Source organism: Bradyrhizobium sp. NAS80.1 (assembly GCF_001908205.1).
GTDB lineage: Bacteria > Pseudomonadota > Alphaproteobacteria > Rhizobiales > Xanthobacteraceae > Bradyrhizobium.
In genome coordinates, this window is record NZ_LGHL01000212.1 from 1 (window position 1) to 15,812 (window position 15,812).

The window sequence follows — 15,812 nt, forward strand, 5'->3', positions numbered from 1 at the left end:
CGCCAGCTCCCGTCGCTCCCACCGCCCAACCGGGCAAATCCAACCACCGGAGCGAACTCAGAACTGGATAAAACTTGGGGGCAAGGTCACAGCACCTCCGTAAGGATAGGCTCGAGCTTTTCGTCAATTTGAACCACGATCTCGCATTCTCCAATCTTGAACGATCGGGAGCGGTCCTAGCCCAACTTTTGTGCAATCGTCTAGAATTTAGCCGCAGCCGGGCTGACGGCCCCGCGGATCAGCTTGAGCGCGTCCTCGCTCGCCCATTCCGCCGGCCCCGCGATCGTCGCGATCTCGCAGCCCTGCGGATCGACCAGCACCGAGGTCGGCATGCCCAGCGCCCGGCCTATGGCCTTAAGATCCTGAAAAACCTTGGCTTTCGGGTCACTGAAATAGCCGAGCCGGGTCAAATTGGCCTCTTTCAGGAAAGCCCTGGCTTCTCGGAATCGCGGGTGTCGATGTTGATCGCCAGCACCTCGAAATTCGGGCCCGAAAGCTTGCCCTGGAGCTCGTCCAGCGCCGGCATTTCCTTGCGGCAGGGCACGCACCAGGTGGCCCAGAGGTTCACCAGCAGCGTCTTGCCGCGGAAATCGGACAGCTTCCTCGGCTTGCCGTCGGCGTCCTCGAAGGCGAGGTCGGGCAGCTTCAAAGGGGCGCTCGCCATGGTCAGCGCCGCCAGCTCGCCATGGGCGAGCGGGGCGATCTTCTGCGCCGTCGCCACCGCGGCCTTGCAGGCCGGATCGCCCGATGGGGCCCGGCTCAGGCCCAGGCCATACAGCGCGGCGAAGCCGGCCAGCCCTCCGACCGCCACGGTGGCGATGACGATGGGGATCCGGCGCGTGGCGGAGGGCTTCTTGTCGAGCATATCGTTTGTCATCCGGTCGCAGATATGGCTATCAGGGGCCTCTTAATACGGCTGGCGGCGGCCAGCAAACGTGCGGCAGGGCCGCGCAGCGACGAAAACGGCCGCTAGCAGCGCGACAGGCAAGACGTGAGCAGGGGATCATGAGCAACAAGATGTGGGGCGGCCGGTTCTCGGAACGTCCCGATGAGATCATGGAAGAGATCAACGTCTCCATCGACGTCGATCGTCACCTCTTTGCCCAGGACATTGCCGCGTCCAAGGCCCACGCCGCGATGCTCGCCAGCCAGGGCATCATCACGGCCTCTGATGCGAAAAATATCGGCAAGGGTCTAGACACGATTTTGTCAGAGATCGGCAAGGGCGGCTTCACGTTCAAGCGTGCGCTCGAGGACATTCACATGAATGTCGAGAGCCGTCTCTCCGAGCTGATCGGGCCGGCCGCCGGCCGCCTGCACACCGCGCGCTCGCGCAACGACCAGGTCGCGACCGATTTTCGTCTCTTCGTCCGCGACGTCATCGACGAGACCGATGCGGCGCTCGCGGCGTTCCAGCAGGCGCTGGTCGAGCGCGCGCTGGAGCATGCCGGAACCGTGATGCCGGGCTTCACGCATCTGCAGACCGCGCAGCCCGTCACCTTCGGCCATCACCTGCTCGCCTATGTCGAGATGGCCGCGCGCGATCGCGGCCGTTTCCAGGACGCTCGCAAGCGGCTCAATGAATCTCCCCTCGGCGCGGCCGCGCTCGCCGGCACCTCGTTCCCGATCGACCGCCATGCCACCGCGAAGGCGCTTGGCTTCGACCGCCCGATGGCGAATTCGCTCGATGCGGTCTCTGACCGCGACTTCGTGCTGGAGACCTTGTCGGCGGCCTCGATCTGCGCGGTGCACATGTCGCGCTTTGCCGAAGAGATCGTGATCTGGACCTCGCCGCTGGTCGGCCTCATCCGCCTCAGCGACAAGTTCACGACCGGCTCGTCGATCATGCCGCAGAAGCGCAATCCGGACGCCGCCGAGCTCGTGCGTGCCAAGACCGGCCGCGTCATCGGCGCGCTCAACGGCCTGCTGATCGTCATGAAGGGCCTGCCGCTCGCCTATCAAAAGGACATGCAGGAGGACAAGCAGGGTGCGATGGAGGGCTTTGCCGCGCTGTCGCTGGCGATCCGCGCCATGACCGGCATGGTTCGCGACCTCGCGCCCGACGAGGCCAGGATGAAGGCGGCCGCCGGCGAGGGCTACGCCACCGCGACCGATCTCGCCGATTGGCTGGTGCGGACGCTGAAGATGCCGTTCCGCGAGGCACACCACGTCACCGGCCGGATCGTGGCCAAGGCCGCGCAGGGCGGCGTGGCGCTGCACGAGCTGCCGCTCAAGGACATGCAGGCGATCGAGCCAAAGATCACCAAGGATGTGCTCGGCGTGCTCTCGGTCGAATCGTCCGTGAAGAGCCGCACCAGCTTTGGCGGCACCGCGCCGAAGAATGTGGCGTCCCAGGCAAAGGCCTGGGCGAAGCGGCTGGAAAAAGAGCGAAAATCGGGCTGAAGGCAAAATTTCGCTTATGTTTCATGGTCATCCGGCTCTCGCCAGAGCGCGCCAATCTCTGTATGGTGCGCGCCGCGTATTGGGGATTTCGTCGTGACGTCAAAGTTTCGCCCGGCCGGCTCGGGATGGGCCATCATTGTCCTTAGCCTGACGGCGCTTGCGCTTGCCGGCTGCGGCCGCAAGGGCCCGCTGGATTTGCCGCCGACCGCCTCCAGTGCCTCGACGGCCAATATCGCCGCGCCGACCGACACCGAGACCGAAGCCCAGAAGACGCCCAGCGTGTTCAATCCCACCTACGGTGCAGACGCCGCGCCCGCGGCGTCCACCGGCAAGAAAAGATCGTTTATTCTCGACCCGCTCCTGGACGAAAAGCCCGGCCGATAGGCTGGGGCAACTGAGCCAACGCCATGAACCATTTCGACTATCGCAACGGCGTGCTGCACGCCGAGGCGGTGAACCTGTCCGAGTTGGCCGCAACTGTCGGCACGCCGTTCTATTGCTATTCGACCGCGACTCTCGAGCGCCACTACCGCGTCTTCGCTGATGCCTTCGCGGGCGAGAAGGTCCTGGTCTGCTACGCCATGAAGGCGAACTCCAACCAGTCGGTGCTGCGCACGCTGGCCAAGCTCGGGGCCGGCGCCGACGTGGTCTCGGGCGGCGAATTGAAGCGCGCGTTGGCCGCGGGCATTCCCAGCAGCAAGATCGTGTTCTCCGGCGTCGGCAAGACCGAGGCCGAACTGCGTGCCGCGCTCGCCGCCGACATCCTCTGTCTCAATATCGAATCCGAGCCCGAGCTGGAGTTGTTGTCGCGCCTTGCGACCGAGATGGGCAAGACCGCGCGCATCTCCGTGCGCGTCAATCCGGATGTCGATGCCGGTACGCATGCAAAGATCTCCACCGGCAAGTCCGAGAACAAGTTTGGCATCCCGATCGCGCATGCGCGCGAGGTCTATGCGCGCGCCGCGAAACTCCCGGGGATCAAGGTGACCGGTACCGATGTGCATATCGGCAGCCAGATCACCGACCTCTCCAAAATGGAGACCGCGTTCCGCATCCTCTCCGAATTCGTGCAGACGCTGCGCTCCGACGGCCACGACATCTCGCACGTCGATTTCGGCGGTGGCCTCGGTATTCCCTATTACATGGACCGCGAGGCGCCGCCTGCGCCCGACGCCTATGCCGCCATGGTCAAACGCGTCAGCCACAATCTCGGCTGCACGCTCATGTTCGAGCCGGGCCGCATGATCGTCGGCAATGCCGGCATTCTCGTCGCCAAGGTCATCTATGTGAAGCACGGCGACGGCAAGAACTTCGTGATCATCGACGCCGCGATGAACGATTTGATCCGCCCGACGCTGTATGAGGCCCATCACGACATCCTGCCGGTGACGCAGCCTGCCAAGGATGCGGCGACCATCATGGCCGACGTCGTCGGTCCCGTCTGCGAGACCGGCGACTATCTCGCCCTCGATCGCACGCTGCCGACGCCGAAGCCCGGCGATCTTCTCGCCATCATGACATCAGGCGCCTACGGCGCGGTGCAGGCCGGCACGTACAATACGAGGCCGCTGGTGCCCGAGGTGCTGGTGAAGGGCGACCAGTACGCCGTGGTGCGCCCGCGCATCGAGATCGAGCAGCTCATCGCGATGGACACGCCGGCGCCGTGGCTGTGAGCGTGCGAGGGGCGGTATAAGCGCGCCTCACACTCGGTGTCGTCCCCGCGAAGGCGGGGACCCAGGGAGCGGTTGTTGTGCGAAGCTGGTAACTCCGAGTCCCCGTAACCACGTCCGCCTGTGGTTATCGGTCCCGGGCTCGCGCTTTGCGCGCCCCGGGACGACGAGGAGAGTGTGGGACGGGGACGGCTACTTCCCCGCCAGTCCACCTGGCTTGCCACCCACTACGACGCCCGCCTTCTTCTCGATCGGCTTGATCGCCGCGGTGAAATCGGAATCGGCGCCTTCAACGCTGATCACGGTCTCCCACAACCGTCCGACCGCATCCGCGACCTCCATCGATAGGCCGAGCTGCTTCATCTCCTCCAGCGCCAGCCGCACGTCCTTGACCATCAATCCGGTGGCGAAACCGAAATCGAAGCTGCGCGGCAGCACCGAGCGCGGAAACTTGTCGCGGCTTGCGGTGTTCATGCCGGAGCCGGCGTTGATGACGTCGATCATCACGGCGGGATCGAGCCCGGCTTTCACGCCCATCACGACGGCTTCCGACGTCGCTACGATCGCGGTGGCCGAGAGGAAATTGTTGGCGAGCTTCATGGTCTGCGCCGCGCCGGGTTTCTCGCCGATGAAGAACACCTTTCCGATCACGTCGAGCGCGGGCTTGAGAAGCTCGAACTCCGCCTTCGGCCCGGAGACCATGACCGCCAGCGTGCCCTTCTCGGCGCCGCCGACGCCGCCGGACACAGGGCAGTCGATCTGCACAATATTGCGCTTGGCGAGCAGGCCGTGAATTTTTGAGGCCATCGTCGATCCGACGGTGGAGAGATCGATGAAGCGCTTGGCGCGCTTGCCCTCGATCACGCCGCTCGCGCCCGTGGCGACTTCCAGCGAGGCCTGGAGCGAGGGTAGGCTCGCCATCACCGTCTCGACCTGGTCCGCGACGTCCTTCGGCGAGGTCGCAGCAGTAGCGCCGCGCGCAACCAGTCTGTCGACGACCTCCTTGCGCGTGTCGAACACGACGAGCTTATGCCCGGCCTCGATCAAGCGCCGCGCCATCGGGAAACCCATGTTTCCGAGGCCGATGAATCCGATATTCATGGTGTTTCCTTGTGCTTGTTGTTGTGCGTGAGAGCAGAGTCACATTCTCCGCTCGTCGTCCCGGGGCATCGCGAAGCGACGAGCCCGGGACCCATATCCCCAGGGAGAAGTTGTTCGCGCGACAGCGATCACTCCGAGTCCCGCTAACCACATCGGCCTGTGATTATGGTTCCCGGGCTCGCGCTCCGCGCGCCCCGGGACGACATTGACGAGAGAGCTAACTCCTCACGCCTTGGCGTCGATCTCCGCGAACACCTCGCGCGCGATCCTGAAACTGTCGACTGCGGCCGGCATGCCGCCATAGATCGCGACCTGCATCAGGATCTCGCGGATCTCGTCGCGGGTGACGCCGTTGGTGAGCGCCCCCTTCAGATGCGCGCGAAATTCGTGCTGGCGGTTGAGGATCGCGATCATCGCGATGTTGAGCATGCTGCGGGTCTTGCGCGGCAGCTCCTCGCGGCCCCACACGGTGCCCCAGCAATATTCGTTGAGCATCTCCTGGAACGGACGGTTGAAGTCGTCGACGTTCTTCAGGGCGTTGTTGACATAGGCCTCGCCCAGCACCGCTTTGCGGACTTCCAGGCCCTTGTCGTGCATCTTCTTGTCCATGACGTTTCCTTCATTTCCCTTGGGAATGGCGGCGCGGAAATTACGGGGTTGCGCACGGTCAGTCACGTCCTCGTGTTATGCGGGAAAAGGGGTGTCTCCCGTACAGGAACGGATGCCTCAGTACCGCCGTTGTGATACGCTTCGTTCGACCGGGCAACTTCGGGTAACTTGGAGAATTGATTGAACGGCGTCACCCCCGACCCGTCAGACCCGATCCGCGATGGCGACGCTCTGTCGCGGCTGAAGCTGGCGCAGGCCCTCAAGCGGGCCACTTATGCCATCGCGTGGGAGCGTGCCTGGCCGCATTTGGCGCGGCTATTGACCGTTGTCGGCCTGTTCCTGGTGGTGTCCTGGGCTGGCCTGTGGCTGGCCGTGCCGTTCGTCGCTCGTGCTATCGGCCTCGTCGTTTTCGCCGGCATCGCGATTGCCGCCCTGTTCCCGTTGCTTCGCTTCCGCTGGCCGAGCCGCGAGGAGGCTCTGAGCCGCCTCGACCATGGCTCCGGTATCCGTCACCGCCCGGCCACCACGCTCACGGACACGCTGACCTCGCAGGATCCGGTCGCGCAGGCGTTGTGGCAGGCGCAGCGCGAGCGCACGCTGGCCTCGATCAAGCGCATCCGTGCCGGTCTGCCGCACCCGCGGATCGCTCTGCACGATCCCTGGGCGCTGCGTGCGCTGGTCATGGTGATGCTGGTTGCGACCTTCTTTGCTGCCGGCGACGAGCGTGCGATGCGGCTCGGGGCCGCCTTCGACTGGAACGGCGTGCTGGCGCCGGCGAACGTTCGCGTCGACGCCTGGGTCACCCCGCCGCTCTACACCGGCAGGCCGCCGGTCATTCTGTCGGCCGCCAACAAGGAGGCCGCAGCGCTGCCCGCCAGCGGCCCGCTTGCCGTTCCCGCCGGCTCGACCCTGATCGTGCGCTCCTCCGGCGGCAACCTGGATGTCGTGACCTCCGGCGGCCTCAAGGAGGTTGCCCCCGCAGAGGCCACGCCCAAGGGCACCAACGAGAAGCATTTTGCCATTACCGGCGACGGCACCGCGCATGTCCGCGCGCCCTCCGGCCAGCCGCAATGGGCCTTCACGGCAACGCCGGACCGCGCGCCGACGATTGCGCTCGTCAAGGATCCCGAGCGCCAGGCACGCGGCGCGCTCCAGCTCTCCTACAAGATCGAGGACGATTACGGCGTCACCAGCGCCGATGCGCAGATCGGCCTGCGCCCGGCCAACGCCAAGGATGGCAATAAGGATAGCAGCAAGGACGCCGCGCGGCCGTTGTTCCAGCCGCCGCAGTTTCCGCTCGTGCTGCCGAACGCGCGCACCCGCAACGGCGTTGGCCAGACGGTGAAGGACCTCAGCGAGGACCCCTATGCCGGCGCCGACGTCACGCTCACGCTCACCGCCAAGGACGAGGCCGGCAACGAGGCCAGGAGCGAGCCCTTCAACATGCGCCTGCCCGAGCGGCTCTTCACGAACTCGCTTGCGCGCGCGCTGATCGAGCAGCGCCGCATCCTCGCGCTCGACGCCAACAAGAATTCCGACGTCTACGCCGCGCTCGACGCGCTGATGATCGCGCCCGAATTGTTCACGCCGGATGCCGGCTGCTATCTCGGCCTGCGCAGTCTTGCGCTCCAGCTCGAGGCTGCCCGCACCGACGACGCGCTGCGCGATGTGGTGGCGAGCATGTGGGCGTTCGCGGTCACCATCGAGGACGACGGTGTAGCCGGCAGTGTCAACGCCGCGCTGCGCTCGGCCCAGGATGCGCTCAAGCGGGCGCTGGAACGCGGCGCCAGCGAGGACGAGATCAGGGTGCTGACGCAAAAGCTGCGCGAGGCGATGGCTGGCAAGGTGCGCGATCTCGCCCGGCGCGCCGAGCAAAATCCGCTTGGACCTCGGCAGCCGTTCCCCGCGGAGGTTCAGCTCATCCTCGACAAGGCCGTCGAGCTGCGACAGAAGACCCAGAATGCTACGCCGGAGCAGCTCGAAGAGCTGGCGCAGCAGCAGGACGCATTGCGCCTGCAGCTGCAGGCCTATCGGAAATCGGCCAACAGCCGGGCAAAGGGGGGCGACGAGGGGGCCAACCAGTTTACGCGAGACCGGAAATGCGGAAGCTAGGACGCGTGCCAGTCTTGAAGGCGATGTCGATCGCCTGTCTCGCCTTCCTGTTGGGAGGCGTCCCGGTCGCTCATGCCCAGCAAGATCAGGATCCTGATGCGCTGCTTGATAGCGCGGAAAAGGCGATGCAGGACTCCGGTGACAGCCTCAGGCAGAAGGAGTCCGGGCGAAGCCTGAACAATCAATCCGATGCGATTCAGAAGCTCGAGGAATACAAGCGCGCCACGGAAAGAAGCCAATCCTCCAATCGCGATCGTTCCGTCATCACGCAACGGGATCTGGACGATCTCCTGAAGCAGATCGAGAAGGCGGCGCGCGAAGGCAATCGCGAGGCGGCCCAGCGCATGCTCGAGCAGCTCGCGCAGATCATGGAAAATCTGCAGATGGCGCAGCCGGGGCAATCCGGCGAAAGCGAGATGGAGCAGGCACTCAACGAGCTCAGCGACATGATCCGCAAGCAGCAGCAATTGCGCGACAGGACTTTCAAGCAGGGCCAGGACTCCCGGCGTGACCGCTCGCGGGGCAAGCAGCAGGGCGACCAGTCGATGTCGGACCTCCAGCAGGATCAGCAGGCGCTGCGCGACCGGCTGAAGAAGCTGCAGGACGAACTCGCCAAGCGCGGCCTCACGCAGAAGGGACAAAAGGGCCAGAAGCAGCAGGGGCAGAAAGGTCAGCAGGCCGAGCAGGGACAGCCCGGCCAGGATGGCGACGATCAGGACGGCGACCAGGGCGACGACGATAGCAGCCTGGACACCGCCGATGGTGCGATGGGCGATGCCGGTTCGAAGCTCGGCGAGGGCAATGCGGACGGTGCCGTGGACTCGCAGGGGAAAGCTCTCGAGGCCTTGCGCAAGGGCGCACAGAAGATGGCCGAGGCGATGCAGCAGGGCGATGGCGACGGGCAGGATGGTCCCGGCAATCGGGCCGGCCGCCAGCAGAGCGGCGGCAATCAGACCGATCCGCTCGGTCGGCCTCTTCACGGCCGCGAGTTCGGCGACGACTACACGGTCAAGATCCCCGGAGAGATCGACGCCCAGCGCGTCCGCCGCATCCTCGAAGAGCTGCGCCGCCGCCTCGGCGATACCTCGCGCCCGCAGATCGAGCTCGACTATATCGAGCGACTGCTGAAGGATTTTATGAGGCGATCGCCTCTTCTTGTAGCCCGGATGAGCGAAGCGACATCCGGGGCCAGCGTTCCCGGATGTCGCTTCGCTCATCCGGGCTACGGGCGGGCTACAACACCGGGCCGCTACCCCTTCTTCGCCGCCAGCGCATCCGCCACCGCGGTGCGGATGTCGGCGACCGAGAACGGCTTGGTCACGACGTCATGCACCAGCGCATTCAGGTTCGAGGCGCGCTCGCGCTGGTCGGCAAATCCAGTCATCAGCAAAATGGTCAGGTCGGGGAAATCGCGCGCGGCAGACAGCGCCAGCGCGATGCCGTCCATCACCGGCATCTGGATGTCGGTGAGGAGCAGATCGAACGCGCCGTCCTCGCGGGTCAGGATCTCCAGCGCCTCGGCGCCATCCTGCGCGGTGATGGTTTCGTGGCCGTCCATGGCGATGGCGCGCGCCACGAGCTGGCGCATCGAATCCTCGTCGTCGGCGATCAAGATTTTTGGCATGGGACCAACCTCCCGCGCGGGACCCTGCGAGGCTGATTACACGCTGCCGCCGGCAATGTCGCGCCGGTTGAAGAAGCGCACGTCGATATTGCGGCCCTCCGGCGGCGGCGAAGCCAGGCGCGACCGGAAGAAGGCGCGCTCACCGGGCTGCAGCACGGTCTGCTCCAGCACCGTATTCCAGGCGTAGATCTCGGCGCCCTGCGCGTCGCGCACCGCAAAGCGCAGGCGCGGTATATCGAGCGGCTTCTTGCCCTGACCCACGATCACGCCCTCGATCACGAGCACCTGCTTACCGTCCACCGTCTCGCTGGAGAGCTTGACGTCCTTGAAGGCCAGCCCGCGCAAATTAACTTCAAGTCCGACCGCCTTGTAGAAGGCGGCCGTCTGCGGCAGCAGCCGCACCATGTCGCCGCGCCAGATGATCAGGGCCAGCACGAGCGCGCCCATGGCGGCGCAGGCAGTCGGCAGGCCGAAATAGGATTTTTGCGGAGCCGTGGTGGCGGCCGGGCGGCTCACCCGTGCGCCGCGGCGGTGGGACAGGCCGCGGAACCAGGACTGATGCTGCGCACCGGCTTCGTCGTCTTCAGCGGACCGGGCCGCGGCCGACCATTCGTCCGCGATCCGACTGACTTCCTCGTCCGGCCAATCGCTGGCGATCGAGGGGCTGTCGACCACTGGTGTGTCGGCGGCGGCATCGTCCTTGGCATAGGAATTCCACTGCTCGGCGCGGTCGGACTGGTCCTCGGCCTGGCTGGCTGCGGCCATGGCCGGAACGGACGCCTCCTCGATGGCATCCTCGGCATAGGCGACCCAGGTCTCCTTGCAGCGGGAGCAGCGGACCGTTCGCCCGTTCGCCCCCAGGCTCGCAAGCTTGATGGCGTAGGATGTCGTACAATGGGGGCAGACAATATGCATGGACGAGCCTTGATGCATGGACGAGTCTTGACGCGGCCCCGGTCGTCGGGAACCGGGCACCCTGGATGCTACAGGGCGACCGTTAACGAACCGGAAACCATAACGGCCGCACAACCCCTTGATCGCGCGTGGTGGAGCGCCACAGCGCGGCCATCGTCCCCTCTCGAACGGAGCTGAACTTGGTTCGGTTCGAAAATGTCGGATTGCGTTACGGCCTGGGGCCGGAGATCCTGCGCGACCTCAGCTTCCAGATCCCGGCCCATTCCTTCCAGTTCCTCACCGGCCCGTCCGGCGCCGGCAAGACCTCGCTCTTGCGACTGCTGTTCCTGTCGCACCGGCCGACGCGCGGTCTGGTCAATCTGTTCGGCCACGATGTTTCGCAACTCGGCAAGGACGAGATCGCGGACTTGCGCAAGCGCATCGGCATCGTGCTCCAGGATTTCCGCCTGCTCGACCACATGACGACGTATGAGAACGTCGCGTTGCCGTTCCGTGTCATGGGCCGCAGCGAGTCGAGCTACCGCAAGGAGGTGATCGATCTGCTGCGCTGGGTGGGCCTCGGCGAGCGGATGGATGCGCTGCCGCCGATCCTGTCCGGCGGCGAGAAACAGCGTGCGGCGATCGCGCGCGCGGTGATCTCGCGGCCGCAGCTCCTGCTCGCGGACGAGCCGACCGGCAGCGTCGATCCGACGCTCGGCCGCCGTCTGCTGCGGCTCTTCATCGAGCTCAACAAATCCGGCACCGCTGTGATCATCGCGACCCACGACATCGGCCTGATGGACCAGTATGAGGCGCGGCGGCTGGTGCTGCATCAGGGACGGCTGCACGTCTATGAGTAGGACCGACGAACGCGGCGTGCTGGTCGATCTCGGACAGGAGCGTCCGCAGCTTCCGGCCAAGGCGCGCAATATGTCGCCGATCGTGCCGCGTGCCTCGATCCACGGCCGCGCGCTGGTCGCCGTCGTCGCCATCATGACCTTCCTCGCTTCGATGGCGACGGGCACGGTGCTCCTGGTCAGCGCCTCCGCTGCCGAATGGCAGTCGGATGTCGCGAGCGAAATCACCATCCAGGTCCGCCCGCAGACCGGCCGCGATCTCGAGCGCGACACCGCGGCAGTGACGGAGGTGATGCGCGCGCAGGCGGGCATCGTCGAGGTCAAGCCGTTCACCAAGGAAGAGAGCGGAAAGCTGCTCGAGCCCTGGCTCGGCACCGGCTTGTCGATGGATGATCTGCCGGTGCCGCGCATGATCATCGCGCGCGTGCAACCGGGCACGCCGCTCGATCTCGGCGCGTTGCGCGCCCGCGTGGCGCAGGCGGCGCCAAGCGCAACCGTCGACGACCACCGCGCCTGGATCGAACGCATGCGCTCGATGACAAATGCCATCGTGATCGCCGGCCTCGGCATCCTCTCGCTCGTCATCATCGCCACCATCATTTCGGTCTCGTTCGCAACCCGCGGCGCCATGGCGGCGAACCGCCCGATCGTCGAGGTCCTGCATTTCGTCGGCGCAGGCGACCGCTATATCGCCAACCGCTTCCTGCGCCACTTCCTCAGGCTGGGCCTGGAAGGCGGCGTGATCGGCGGCGGTGTCGCCATGCTGGTGTTCGGCTTCTCCGAGTCGATCGCCGGCTGGTTCTCGGGTACCCCGGTCGGCGACCAGTTCGCAGCCCTGCTCGGCACCTTCTCGCTGCGGCCGTCCGGCTACATCGTGCTCGCGGTGCAGGCGGTACTGATCGGCGCGATCACCGCCGTCGCTTCGCGCCAGACGCTGTTTGCGACCTTGAACGACGTCGATTAGGTCCGATAAACCGGACTCCACTTCGCCTCAAAACGTCTTAAAATCATCCGGGGAAGGGATCACCGACATCATATGACCTCGCCGACCGACGATCGATCGCCAAACTTGCCGCGCGGATGGCTGCGCGCGGCCGTGGCATCGACAATCGCGCTCGTCTTCGTCGGTGCGGCGGCGGGCTTCGTTGCGTTCCTGTCCCAGTTGCGCGGCGCCGAGATCGCGCCGGGCCGGAAGGCGGACGGCATCGTGGTGCTGACCGGCGGCTCTTCGCGGGTGTCGGACGCGATGGAGCTGCTGGCAGCCGGCTACGGCAAGCGACTCCTGATCTCCGGCGTGCATCCGACCTCGACGGCGAACGACATCTCCCGGACGTTGCCGGAGAACCAGTCCTTCATGAGATGTTGCGTCGACCTCGACCGCACCGCGCTCACGACCCACGGTAATGCGGCGGAGACGCGCCGCTGGGCGCAGGAGCGCCAATTCAAATCGCTGATCGTGGTCACCTCGAACTATCATATGCCGCGCGCGCTGGTGGAATTTTCGCATGCGATGCCGGAGACGACGCTGATTCCGTTCGTGGTGGTCGGCGACAAGTGGCGCGAGGAGCCGTGGTGGACATCGGGGTCCACCTTGCGGCTCCTGCTCTCGGAATATGTCAAGTACATCGCGGCAGTGATCAGGGTGCGGCTGGAGGATTTCGGGATTGACCTTTCGCCCGAAGTGTCGGAGCAGCCTGCGGGTATGCAACCGAAGCGGCCCGCCACCGCACAGGCCAATTGATCGGCAATTGATCGGATCGTCGATGTTCCTGATTTTCCTGCGCTCGCTCGTGTTCAACGTGCTGTTCTACACCGTGCTGGTGTGTCTCGCGATCGTGGCGCTGCCGACCTTCGCGATGCCGCCGCGCGCCATGCTGACGGTCGCGGAATGGTGGGCGAAGGCCACGCTGTTCCTGATGCGTGTGGTCTGCAACATCAAGGTGGAATTCCGTGGGCATGAGAAGATCCCGCAGGGACCGCTGCTGATCGTGGCGAAGCACCAGTCATTCTGGGAGACCTTTGTGCTGCCGGGGTTTTTCGATCGACCGATCTTCATCCTCAAGCGTCAGCTCATGCAGATCCCGGTCTTCGGTCAGTTCCTGGTCAAGACCGGGATGATCGCGATCGACCGCAATGCCGGCGTGAAGGCGCTGCTGGACATGACGCGGCGCGCGCGCGACGCGGTGCGCGGCGGCCGCCAGCTCGTCATCTTTCCGGAAGGAACGCGCCGTGCGCCGGGCGCGCCGCCCGACTACAAGACCGGCTTTGCGCAAATCTATTCGTCCTGCGGCGTGCAGTGCCTGCCGATCGCGCTCAATTCCGGTCTGTTCTGGCCGCGCCGCACCTTCATGCGCTATCCGGGCACGCTCGTGGTGGAGTTCCTCGATCCGTTGCCGCCGGGCTTGCCGAAGGACGAGTTTCTCTCCCGTGTGCAAACCGCCATCGAAGACGCGACCACTCGCATCGTCGAAGCGGGCCGGAAGGAGCAGGAGCAGTTGATCGGCTCCTCGCCGAGCTATGCGCCGTCGGAGAGCTAGAGCATGATCCGGAAAAGTGTGAAGCGGTTTTCCGAAAAGATCATGCTCAAACAATAATCTAAAGCGCGATGACGATTTATCGCAATCTCATCGCGCTTTAGCGGTTCTCTCGATCTTCTGCCGGGGCCGGCGCGTGCAGGGAATGCGCATCACCGTGCAGCATCGTCGCGAGCTGATGCAGCTGCGCATCGCGAAAGCCTTCGGCCTCGATTGCCCTCACTGTCGCCGTCACGTAATCGCGGTTGGCGCCGGACTGGCCGTGGCCCTGGATGACGTGGCGGTGCTGATCGGTGAGCGACAGCCGGCCGGCATATTGCGCATGGCCGCGGTCGACGACGTAGGCGAGCGCGGAGACGCGCTGCCGGGCGTCGTTCTCCAACCACACCGAGCGCATCACCTCGCGATAGACCGACGTTACCTGCTCGCGCTCCCGCAAATAGGTGACCACGTCAGCGCGGCTTTTCTCGGCGACGCGGAAGGCAATGCCACGGCAGGCGCCGCCGCGGTCGAGCCCGAGCACCAGGCCCGGCTTCTCCGGCGTGCCGCGATGCACGAAGGAATAGACGCAGAGCGCGCGATGTTCGCCGACCAGCCGCGCCGGAACGCGTTCCTCGAATTCGAAGCCCGGCCGCCACATCAGCGAGCCGTAGCCGAACACCCAGAGGTCGCCTTTGGCAGTGGTGACGGAGGGGAGGTTGATTTCCGACATGTCGGGCACGGCTACCAGAACCGTGCCCCCAAGCGAAGCAAATTCTCTGCCTTTCGTCGCAGGCCGGCCTCGCTTACATTTGCCAAAATCTGGGATCAAAGGGTCGCCGCATGTCTGATATGACCGTTAACGCAGGCCGGCGCTCCCGTTGGGGCCTTTTCATTGCACCCGTTCTCCTCCTGATCCTCGCAGCGGCGTGGAGCGGCTTCTGGTTCTATGCGGCCTCGCAGGCCGAGGTCGCCGCCGACGCCTGGCGCGCGCAGGAGGCCAAATCCGGCCGCATCTATGATTGCGCCAAGCGCTCGATCGCCGGATTCCCGTTCCGCTTCGAGGTCCAGTGTACCGGCGCCAGCGTCGCCTTGGTGTCGCAGAACGCGAGCAAGACGCCGTTCACCGCCAAGCTGGACAACATCCTGGTCGTCGCCCAGGTTTATGATCCCAAGCTCGTCATCGCCGAATTCTCCGCGCCCGCAACGCTGACCGACGGCGTCACGCAAAACACCTTCGTGGTGAACTGGAGCAAGGGCCGCAGCAGCGTGGTCGGCCTGCCGGCGGTGCCGGAACGCGCCTCCATCGTATTCGATGATCCCGTCATCAATCGTCTCGACGGCAGCGTGCAAGTGCCGCTCGCGCGCGCCAAGCAGGTCGAGCTGCACGGGCGCTTTGCAGATGGATCATCGTCCGACCATCCGATCATCGAGACCGTGCTCCACGTCGCGCAGGGCAGCATCCAGGGCGTTCATCCGCTGCTGGCCGAGCCGTTCGAGGCGGACACGCGCGCGAAGATCACCGGCCTCTCCGACCTCACGCCAAAGCCCTGGCCGCAGCGCTTCCGCGAGCTCCAGGCCGCCGGCGGTCATATCGAGATCGTGCAGTCGCGGATTCAGCAGGGCGAGATGATCGCGGTCGCCGCCGGCACGCTCGGACTCTCGGCCAATGGCCGATTAGACGGCGAATTGCAGATGACGGTGACAGGTCTCGAGCGGGTGATCCCGGCGCTCGGCATCGAGAAGATGCTGGAGGAGGGCGTGCCGCAGGCGACGCTCGATCGCGTCGCGCCCGGCGTGAAGTCGCAGGATCTCAACAATCTGTTCGGCGCGCTCGACCGCGCCGTTCCCGGCCTCGGCAAGGTCATCAAGCAGAACGCCAATGCCGGCGTTGCCGCCGGCATCAACTCGATCGGCACCGAGAGCACGCTCGAGGGCAAGAAGGCGCGCAGCTTTCCGCTGAAGTTCGCCGACGGCGCCGTGATGCTCGGTCCGATCAAGGTCGGCCAGATCCCGCCGCTGTATTAAC

Annotated in this window: 14 protein-coding genes and 2 pseudogenes; 10 read left to right on the forward strand and 6 right to left on the reverse strand. The window is 65.4% G+C overall.

Features of this window, described 5'->3' with window-relative positions; all coding sequences use genetic code 11:
* Positions 1 to 200: 200 nt before the first annotated feature.
* Positions 201 to 865: pseudogene (gene tlpA / locus AC629_RS36860) on the reverse strand (thiol:disulfide interchange protein TlpA).
* A gap of 140 nt (positions 866 to 1,005) precedes the next feature.
* Between tlpA and argH the strand changes: the two are divergent.
* The 3 genes from argH to lysA all read left to right on the forward strand — a co-directional run bounded on the left by argH (position 1,006) and on the right by lysA (position 4,076).
* Positions 1,006 to 2,403, forward strand: a complete 1,398-nt coding sequence (gene argH / locus AC629_RS36865; RefSeq protein WP_084809656.1) for an argininosuccinate lyase — start codon at positions 1,006 to 1,008, stop codon at positions 2,401 to 2,403.
* A gap of 93 nt (positions 2,404 to 2,496) precedes the next feature.
* Positions 2,497 to 2,787, forward strand: coding sequence for an LPS translocon maturation chaperone LptM (gene lptM / locus AC629_RS36870; RefSeq protein WP_084809657.1), 291 nt, complete (start codon positions 2,497 to 2,499; stop codon positions 2,785 to 2,787).
* A gap of 23 nt (positions 2,788 to 2,810) precedes the next feature.
* Complete coding sequence (lysA, locus tag AC629_RS36875; RefSeq protein ID WP_084809658.1) at positions 2,811 to 4,076, forward strand: diaminopimelate decarboxylase; 1,266 nt, start codon at positions 2,811 to 2,813, stop codon at positions 4,074 to 4,076.
* Between the two features lie 189 nt (positions 4,077 to 4,265).
* Here the strand turns inward: lysA and AC629_RS36880 are convergent, their stop codons facing one another.
* A complete protein-coding gene (locus tag AC629_RS36880) occupies positions 4,266 to 5,174 on the reverse strand; it encodes an NAD(P)-dependent oxidoreductase (protein ID WP_084809659.1) in 909 nt (302 codons plus the stop codon).
* A gap of 225 nt (positions 5,175 to 5,399) precedes the next feature.
* Positions 5,400 to 5,783 carry a carboxymuconolactone decarboxylase family protein gene (locus tag AC629_RS36885; protein ID WP_084809660.1) on the reverse strand — a complete coding sequence of 128 codons (384 nt, stop codon included), beginning with the start codon at positions 5,781 to 5,783 and terminating at the stop codon, positions 5,400 to 5,402.
* A gap of 180 nt (positions 5,784 to 5,963) precedes the next feature.
* Here AC629_RS36885 and AC629_RS36890 point away from each other — a divergent pair, with 180 nt between their 5' ends.
* Complete coding sequence (locus AC629_RS36890) at positions 5,964 to 7,895, forward strand: TIGR02302 family protein (RefSeq protein ID WP_084809661.1); 1,932 nt, start codon at positions 5,964 to 5,966, stop codon at positions 7,893 to 7,895.
* Positions 7,883 to 9,031, forward strand: a pseudogene (locus AC629_RS36895) (DUF4175 family protein); the annotation flags it as partial. The gene AC629_RS36890 and the pseudogene AC629_RS36895, both read left to right, overlap by 13 nt.
* A gap of 113 nt (positions 9,032 to 9,144) precedes the next feature.
* Here AC629_RS36895 and AC629_RS36900 read toward each other — a convergent pair.
* Together AC629_RS36900 and AC629_RS36905 are read right to left on the reverse strand one after the other, a co-directional pair.
* The gene (locus AC629_RS36900; protein ID WP_084809662.1) at positions 9,145 to 9,519 is read right to left on the reverse strand and encodes a response regulator; all 375 of its coding nucleotides are present in this window, start codon (positions 9,517 to 9,519) and stop codon (positions 9,145 to 9,147) included.
* Positions 9,520 to 9,555: 36 nt separating this feature from the next.
* Entirely contained in the window at positions 9,556 to 10,434 is an 879-nt protein-coding gene (locus tag AC629_RS36905) for an MJ0042-type zinc finger domain-containing protein (protein WP_084809679.1), read from the reverse strand.
* A gap of 179 nt (positions 10,435 to 10,613) precedes the next feature.
* Between AC629_RS36905 and ftsE the strand changes: the two genes are divergently transcribed.
* The 4 genes from ftsE to AC629_RS36925 all read left to right on the forward strand — a co-directional run bounded on the left by ftsE (position 10,614) and on the right by AC629_RS36925 (position 13,807).
* Complete coding sequence (gene ftsE / locus AC629_RS36910) at positions 10,614 to 11,273, forward strand: cell division ATP-binding protein FtsE (protein WP_084809663.1); 660 nt, start codon at positions 10,614 to 10,616, stop codon at positions 11,271 to 11,273.
* On the forward strand, positions 11,266 to 12,234 hold the full coding sequence (locus tag AC629_RS36915) for a cell division protein FtsX (protein ID WP_084809664.1): 969 nt from the start codon (positions 11,266 to 11,268) through the stop codon (positions 12,232 to 12,234). Before ftsE ends, AC629_RS36915 begins: the two co-directional genes overlap by 8 nt.
* Before the next feature lie 72 nt (positions 12,235 to 12,306).
* A complete protein-coding gene (locus AC629_RS36920) occupies positions 12,307 to 13,011 on the forward strand; it encodes a YdcF family protein (RefSeq protein ID WP_084809665.1) in 705 nt (234 codons plus the stop codon).
* A gap of 22 nt (positions 13,012 to 13,033) precedes the next feature.
* Positions 13,034 to 13,807, forward strand: a complete 774-nt coding sequence (locus AC629_RS36925) for a lysophospholipid acyltransferase family protein (protein WP_084809666.1) — start codon at positions 13,034 to 13,036, stop codon at positions 13,805 to 13,807.
* 97 nt (positions 13,808 to 13,904) lie between these two features.
* On the opposite strand, the gene AC629_RS36930 is transcribed toward AC629_RS36925, so the two are convergent.
* Positions 13,905 to 14,516, reverse strand: coding sequence for a gamma-glutamylcyclotransferase (locus AC629_RS36930; protein ID WP_084809680.1), 612 nt, complete (start codon positions 14,514 to 14,516; stop codon positions 13,905 to 13,907).
* A 110-nt stretch (positions 14,517 to 14,626) separates the two neighbouring features.
* On the opposite strand from AC629_RS36930, the gene AC629_RS36935 reads away from it, so the two are divergent.
* Complete coding sequence (locus tag AC629_RS36935; protein ID WP_084809667.1) at positions 14,627 to 15,811, forward strand: DUF2125 domain-containing protein; 1,185 nt, start codon at positions 14,627 to 14,629, stop codon at positions 15,809 to 15,811.
* Position 15,812 lies beyond the last annotated feature (1 nt).

Excerpts from the sequence above, each read along its gene's own strand:
- argH (WP_084809656.1), top strand. The coding sequence starts at position 1,006 with ATGAGCAACAAGATGTGGGGCGGCCGGTTCTCGGAACGTCCCGATGAG.
- lysA (WP_084809658.1), top strand. The coding sequence starts at position 2,811 with ATGAACCATTTCGACTATCGCAACGGCGTGCTGCACGCCGAGGCGGTG.
- AC629_RS36880 (WP_084809659.1), bottom strand. The coding sequence starts at position 5,174 with ATGAATATCGGATTCATCGGCCTCGGAAACATGGGTTTCCCGATGGCG.
- AC629_RS36885 (WP_084809660.1), bottom strand. The coding sequence starts at position 5,783 with ATGGACAAGAAGATGCACGACAAGGGCCTGGAAGTCCGCAAAGCGGTG.
- AC629_RS36900 (WP_084809662.1), bottom strand. The coding sequence starts at position 9,519 with ATGCCAAAAATCTTGATCGCCGACGACGAGGATTCGATGCGCCAGCTC.
- AC629_RS36905 (WP_084809679.1), bottom strand. The coding sequence starts at position 10,434 with ATGCATATTGTCTGCCCCCATTGTACGACATCCTACGCCATCAAGCTT.
- AC629_RS36915 (WP_084809664.1), top strand. The coding sequence starts at position 11,266 with ATGAGTAGGACCGACGAACGCGGCGTGCTGGTCGATCTCGGACAGGAG.
- AC629_RS36920 (WP_084809665.1), top strand. The coding sequence starts at position 12,307 with ATGACCTCGCCGACCGACGATCGATCGCCAAACTTGCCGCGCGGATGG.
- AC629_RS36925 (WP_084809666.1), top strand. The coding sequence starts at position 13,034 with ATGTTCCTGATTTTCCTGCGCTCGCTCGTGTTCAACGTGCTGTTCTAC.
- AC629_RS36930 (WP_084809680.1), bottom strand. The coding sequence starts at position 14,516 with ATGTCGGAAATCAACCTCCCCTCCGTCACCACTGCCAAAGGCGACCTC.
- AC629_RS36935 (WP_084809667.1), top strand. The coding sequence starts at position 14,627 with ATGTCTGATATGACCGTTAACGCAGGCCGGCGCTCCCGTTGGGGCCTT.